Annotated in this window: 5 protein-coding genes; 1 reads left to right on the top strand and 4 read right to left on the bottom strand. The window is 70.8% G+C overall.

Features of this window, described 5'->3' with window-relative positions:
- The 4 genes from ABD198_RS27050 to ABD198_RS27035 form a co-directional block, all read right to left on the bottom strand.
- On the bottom strand, positions 1-801 hold an 801-nt coding region (locus ABD198_RS27050), incomplete at its 3' end, for a TerD family protein (RefSeq protein WP_344006696.1).
- 205 nt (positions 802-1,006) lie between these two features.
- Positions 1,007-1,585, bottom strand: a complete 579-nt coding sequence (locus ABD198_RS27045) for a TerD family protein (protein WP_344006694.1) — start codon at positions 1,583-1,585, stop codon at positions 1,007-1,009.
- Positions 1,586-1,748: 163 nt separating this feature from the next.
- The gene (uvrB, locus tag ABD198_RS27040) at positions 1,749-3,914 is read right to left on the bottom strand and encodes an excinuclease ABC subunit UvrB (protein ID WP_344006692.1); all 2,166 of its coding nucleotides are present in this window, start codon (positions 3,912-3,914) and stop codon (positions 1,749-1,751) included.
- 118 nt (positions 3,915-4,032) lie between these two features.
- Positions 4,033-4,905: an MHYT domain-containing protein gene (locus ABD198_RS27035; RefSeq protein ID WP_344006690.1), complete on the bottom strand. Its 873-nt coding sequence runs from the start codon at positions 4,903-4,905 to the stop codon at positions 4,033-4,035.
- Positions 4,906-5,192: 287 nt separating this feature from the next.
- On the opposite strand from ABD198_RS27035, the gene ABD198_RS27030 reads away from it, so the two are divergent.
- Positions 5,193-6,068, top strand: a complete 876-nt coding sequence (locus ABD198_RS27030; RefSeq protein WP_344006687.1) for a glycerophosphodiester phosphodiesterase — start codon at positions 5,193-5,195, stop codon at positions 6,066-6,068.
- Positions 6,069-6,199 lie beyond the last annotated feature (131 nt).

The raw sequence follows: 6,199 nt of genomic DNA, 5'->3' as shown, positions 1-6,199 counted from the left end.
GTGGCGGTAGTTGACCGGGCTGCCGGTGGGCGCGGGGTTCGGCTCGGGCACGCCGGAGCCGCCGTAGGGCGGCTGGCCGCCGCCCTGGCCGGGCATGCCGGCCGGCTGCCCGCCGTACGCGGGTGCGGCGGGCGTGCCCTGGGGTGCGGTGGCGCCCTGGTCCGGGCCGACCGCCGGGGCTGCGGCGTGGCGTGAGCGGTCACCTTCGGCGGTGCGCGGCGGGGGTGCCTGCACGGAGCGGGCGAGCCCCTGGGCCACGGCCTCGTGGATGCTGCCGGCGAGCTGCTGGGCCTGGTCCAGGCCCTGGTCGCTGAAGAGTGCGGCCAGGCCGCCGGCGTACCCCTGGCCGACGGCGCGCACCTTCCAGGCGCCCTGCCGCCGGTAGAGCTCCAGCGCGATGACGGCCGACTCGGCCTCCAGGCCGGTGATGGTGTAGCTGGCGACCTCGGTGCCGTCCAGGCCGGTGACGGCGACGAAGGGGGCCGCGACGGAACCGAAGCGGGCGGGTCCGGCGCCGCCGCCCGAGGCGGGCAGGGCGAGCAGCACGCTGACCCGGTGAACGGCCTCCGTCATGGCATCGAGGTCCACCGCGAGGCGGTGTTCGGCGGCCGCCTGCCGCGAGACCTCCAGGCCGTGCTGGGTGGGCGCTCCCGGGTGGGCCACCCATTCCACCCCGTTGATCCGCCCGGCCTCGTCCCCGAGTGCGGCCGCGGCCACGACCGGAGTGCCGGCCGAGATCCGGATCTCCAGACGGGACTGGGAGAGCGGGTGGTTCTGTCCCCGCACCAGCTCGGCCGTCATCGCCTTGTCCCCCTGTGTCGCGTGGTCGCGTGTGCAGTGTCGTGTGCCGCCGGGCGGTCCGCCGTGCGCGGCCGGTGCGGTCGGTGCGGCTGCCGGGTCCGCAGGACCGGACCGGTCGCCGCAGGGCCGGGGCGGCGCCTTCGCGACCTGGTCGGCGCCGCCCGGCCCGATCGGTGCCCGGTCTCCGGGCCCGTGATCTACGTGCTTACAGGAGCGGCAGGATCGCCGGCATCAGGTCCTGGAAGGTGCGGCCGTTGGCCGGGGTGCCGAGGGCCGTCATCGTCCAGCCGGTGCCCGCGCGGTGCACCTTGGCCATGATCTGGGCGGTGTAGGCGCCGCCGCCGGCCAGCGTGTAGCGGGCCAGCTCCTGGCCGTTGGTCTCGTCGACCAGGCGGCAGAAGGCGTTCTGCACCTCCTGGAAGGTCTGGCCCGTGAAGGAGTTCACGGTGAAGACGATCTGGTCGATGTGGACCGGGACGCGGGACAGGTCGACGAGGATGGCCTCGTCGTCGCCGCCCTGGCCGACACCGCCGACGAGGTTGTCGCCGGTGTGACGGACCGAGCCGTCGTCGCTCACCAGGTGGCGGAAGAAGACGACGTCGACGGGCTGCTTGTCGGCGAAGAGGACGGCCGAGGCGTCCAGGTCGATCTCCCGGGTACGCGAGCCGAACAGGCCGCGGCGAGGGGCCGCCTGCCAGCCGAGACCCATACGGACCGCGGTCAGGCTGCCGCCGTCGTTCTTCTGCAGACTGATGGCCTGACCCTTGGTCATGTTGACGGTCACGCGCTGATTCCCCTCTCGAGCTTTCCCCTGTTGCCGCGGAACGCGGTTGCCGAGAACCCTACGCAGGGGCACTGACAGTGATGTACCCAGGTCCGCACTTTGTGTCGGTCTTGCAACACAGTCCGTGCGGACCGGGGTTGTTGTGCCCTTCTGAGGCGCCCGGTCAGGACAGACCGGCCTCCTGCATCTGGCGCAGCTCCTTCTTCATCTCGGCGACCTCGTCGCGCAGCCGGGCCGCGATCTCGAACTGCAGATCCGCGGCGGCGGCCCGCATGCGCGCGGTCAGTTCCTCGATCTGTTCGGCGAGTTCGGCCGCGGGGCGGTCGGTCGGTACCGTCTCAGCCGCCTTGCCCTTGGCTCCCTTGGCGGCCTTGGTGCCCTTGGCGGGCTTGGCGGAGTTGGCCGCCTTGCCCAGGGAGGGCACGGGGGTCTTGGTGCCGCCGCCGTCCTTGCGCGCCTTGCGGTAGCCCGAGCCGAGCAGCTGCTCGGTGTCGATGTCCTCGCGGGCGATCTGCGCGACGATGTCGTTGATCTTCTTGCGCAGCGGCTGCGGGTCGATGCCGTTCGCCCGGTTGTACGCAATCTGCTTCTCCCGGCGGCGGTTGGTCTCCTCGATGGCCTTCGCCATCGCCGGGGTGATCTTGTCGGCGTACATGTGGACCTGGCCGGAGACGTTGCGCGCGGCCCGGCCGATGGTCTGGATCAGCGAGGTGCCGGAGCGCAGGAAGCCCTCCTTGTCGGCGTCCAGGATGGCCACCAGGGACACCTCGGGCAGGTCGAGGCCCTCACGCAGCAGGTTGATGCCGACCAGCACGTCGTACTCGCCGCTGCGCAGCTCGCGCAGCAGCTCCACCCGGCGCAGGGTGTCGACGTCGCTGTGCAGATAGCGCACCTGGATGCCGAGTTCGAGGAAGTAGTCGGTCAGGTCCTCGGCCATCTTCTTGGTGAGCGTGGTGACCAGGACCCGTTCGTCGTTCTCGACGCGCTTGCGGATCTCGTGCACCAGGTCGTCGATCTGGCCCTCGGTGGGCTTGACGACGACCTCGGGGTCGACCAGGCCGGTGGGGCGGATGATCTGCTCGACGACCCCCTTGGAGCGGGACATCTCGTAGGTGCCCGGCGTGGCGGACAGGTACACGGTCTGCCCGATGCGCTCCTGGAACTCCTCCCACTTCAGCGGGCGGTTGTCGAGGGCGGAGGGGAGCCGGAAGCCGTGCTCGACGAGCGTGCGCTTGCGGGAGGCGTCGCCCTCGTACATGGCGCCGATCTGCGGGACCGTGACATGCGACTCGTCGATGACGAGCAGGAAGTCCTCCGGGAAGTAGTCCAGCAGGGTGTTCGGCGGCGAGCCGGGCTGGCGGCCGTCGAAGTGCATCGAGTAGTTCTCCACGCCGGAGCAGGTGCCGATCTGGCGGAGCATCTCGATGTCGTAGGTGGTGCGCATGCGCAGCCGCTGCGCCTCCAGGAGCTTGCCCTGCTTCTCCAGCTCGGCGAGGCGTTCGGCCAGCTCCTTCTCGATGTCGTTGATCGCCCGCTCCATGCACTCGGGGCCGGCGATGTAGTGGGAGGCCGGGAAGACGTACAGCTGCTGCTCGTCGCTGACGATCTCGCCGGTCACCGGGTGGAGCGTGGTCAGCGCCTCGATCTCGTCGCCGAACATCTCGATGCGGACGGCGAGCTCCTCGTAGACCGGGAAGATCTCGATGGTGTCGCCGCGGACCCGGAAGGTGCCGCGGGTGAAGGCCATGTCGTTGCGCGTGTACTGGATGTCGACGAAGCGGCGCAGCAGCTCGTCGCGGTCGATCTCCTGGCCGACGCGCAGCGGGACCATGCGGTCCACGTACTCCTGCGGCGTGCCCAGGCCGTAGATGCAGGAGACGGAGGCGACGACCACGACGTCGCGCCGGGTGAGCAGCGAGTTGGTCGCGGAGTGGCGCAGCCGCTCGACCTCCTCGTTGATCGAGGAGTCCTTCTCGATGTAGGTGTCCGACTGCGGGACGTAGGCCTCGGGCTGGTAGTAGTCGTAGTACGAGACGAAGTACTCGACCGCGTTGTTCGGCAACAGCTCGCGGAACTCGTTGGCCAGCTGGGCGGCCAGGGTCTTGTTCGGCGCCATCACGAGCGTGGGGCGCTGGACCTTCTCGATCATCCACGCGGTGGTGGCGGACTTGCCGGTACCGGTCGCACCGAGCAGGACGATGTCCTTCTCGCCGGCTTCGATGCGCCGGGCGAGTTCCTCGATGGCCGCCGGCTGGTCACCGCTCGGCTGGTAGGGGCTGACGACCTCGAAGGGCGCCACCGTGCGTTCGATCTGGGAAACGGGCCGCATGTGTTCCACGGTACGACCCGCCACTGACAACGGGCTCCGAGCGCCGGGCAGCGGGCCGCGGGCGGGGCCGGACAGCGGGCCGCGGGCGGGGGCCGGCCGGCGGTGGCGGACCGTCCGGTCAGCGCTGCTGCGGGGTGCGGGTGCGGTGCTCCATCGGGCCCCGGTAGCGCAGGCGGCGCCTGGTCGGCGTGGGGTGGGGTGCGGAGTGAGCCGCGGGGTGGGCGGGGACGCCGGGCCGCCGGCCGGCCGGGACGGCCTTCGGTCCCGAGATCATCATCGGGTCGAGGATCACCACGACGCCGGCCAGGACCAGCAGGGCCAGCGGGCCGATCAGCATCGGCGCGAGCAGGGCGCCGGCGGACTCGCCGGTAGCCGGGGCGGACGTGCCGTGGACGTGGACGGTGAGGGCGGCCATGCCGGTGTAGTGCGCGCCGGTGACCGCGAGCCCCATGACAAGGCTCGCGCCGACGCTCCACAGGAAGCCCTTGACCTGCCCGGCCGCCCACAGCGCGGCGGTGGCGGCGGCCATGGCGATGACGACGGAGGCGGCGACGGTGAGGGTGTTGTACTCCAGTTCCCCGTCGAGGCTGATACTGGCCATGCCCAGATAGTGCATCGAGGCGATGCCGAGGCCGGTGATGGTGCCGCCGGTGAACAGGGCGGCGCCGGTGGCGCCCCGGTAGCCGACGATGAAGATCCCGACGCCCGCCATGGCGATGGCGAGGGCCAGGCTCGCGAAGGTCATCGCCCGGTCGTGGTGGAGCGTCGTGCCCTTGACGGTGAAGCCCGTCATCGCGATGAAGTGCATGGTCCATATGCCCGAGCCGAGGGCGGCCGCGCCCAGCGCGAGCAGGCCGGCGCGCCAGGCTCCGGTGACGGCCATGCACCGGGTGGTGCAGCGCAGGCCCAGGGCGCCGCCGAGGCAGGCCGTGAGGTACGCCACCAGCGGTGTGACCAGACCGTAGCTGAATCCGTCGACCGTGCCTTGCATGCGCGGCTGCCCTTCCGCCCTTTGCGTCCCGGAATTCCCGATGGAAGCACCCTCCCAGGACCGCGTGGGCGGTCGGGGTTGACGCAGAGAGTATGGCCCCCACCGGCAGGTCGAACGATTTTCCGGCAAAGAAACACGCCCTTGCCTCACTTGTGCGGCACCAGTGTGCGGAGTGCGGCGACAGCCGTTCAATGTCTGTCCATCCTGCGCCTGCTTCTCGTTGACCCTCTGCTGTCACTGTTGATCCGTCCGTGACATCGGATCGTCAGACGACGCGAGGAGTACGCATGCATCTGCGCGCTGTAGCCGCCTCGACCACCGCGCTCCTGAGCATCACCGCCCTTCTGCTGTCCGCCTCCCCCGTCGGTGCCACGGGCGACGGACGGTGGCGTCCCGAGGTCATCGCGCACCGCGGTGCCTCCGCCTACGCGCCCGAGAACACCCTGGAGGCCGTGGACAAGGCGGCCGAGCTGGGCATCGACTGGGTGGAGAACGACGTCCAGCGCACCAAGGACGGTGAACTGGTGGTGCTGCACGACGACAATCTGCGGCGCACCACCGATGTCGAGGAGGTCTTCCCCGACCGGGCTCCGTGGAAGGTGAAGGACTTCACGGCCGCGGAGATCGCCCGGCTGGACGCGGGCAGCTGGTTCGGCCCCGAGTACGCGGGCGCCCGTGTGCCGACGCTCGAGCAGTACCTCCACCGGGTGGAGCGGCACCATCAGAAGCTGCTGCTGGAGATCAAGCATCCTCAGCTGTATCCCGGCATCGAGCGTGACACCCTCAAGGTCCTCGGCAACGAGGGCTGGCTGGACCGGTGGCACACCAGGAGGCGGCTGATCGTGCAGAGCTTCAGCGCCGACAGCGTGCGCACCGTGCATGAGCTGAAGCCGGCCGTCAAGACGGGCTTCCTGGGCACGCCGGCGGTGGCCGACCTGCCCGCGTACGCGAGCTTCACCGATCAGATCAATCCCCCGCACGGCTCGCTCTCCGCCGGCTATGTCACGGCCGTCCAGGCCTTCCGGGGCGCGCACGGCAGGCGGATGGAGGTCTTCACCTGGACCGTGGACGACCCGGCCGCGGCCCGGCGGGTGGCCGGCTTCGGGATGGACGGGATCATCAGCAACGCGCCGGACGTGGTGCGGGACGCGGTGGGCGGCTGAGCGCGGCGTTCTGATGCCGGTGGCTGGTGGCCGCTGACCGTCGCGTCCTGCTGTCGGCGGCTCCTGGCCGCTGCACCGCGGCCGGCTGCCGGTGGCTGGTGACCGCTGAGCGCCGCGTCCGGTTGCAGGCG

Source organism: Streptomyces thermocarboxydovorans (assembly GCF_039524635.1).
Taxonomy (GTDB): Bacteria; Actinomycetota; Actinomycetes; order Streptomycetales; family Streptomycetaceae; genus Streptomyces; species Streptomyces thermocarboxydovorans.
Note: the sequence above shows the minus strand (reverse complement) of the source record. Positions and strands in the feature narration are given on the sequence as shown.

Coding starts and splice junctions, on each gene's coding strand:
- ABD198_RS27035 (WP_344006690.1), bottom strand. CDS start 4,905: ATGCAAGGCACGGTCGACGGATTCAGCTACGGTCTGGTCACACCGCTG.
- ABD198_RS27030 (WP_344006687.1), top strand. CDS start 5,193: ATGCATCTGCGCGCTGTAGCCGCCTCGACCACCGCGCTCCTGAGCATC.
- uvrB (WP_344006692.1), bottom strand. CDS start 3,914: ATGCGGCCCGTTTCCCAGATCGAACGCACGGTGGCGCCCTTCGAGGTC.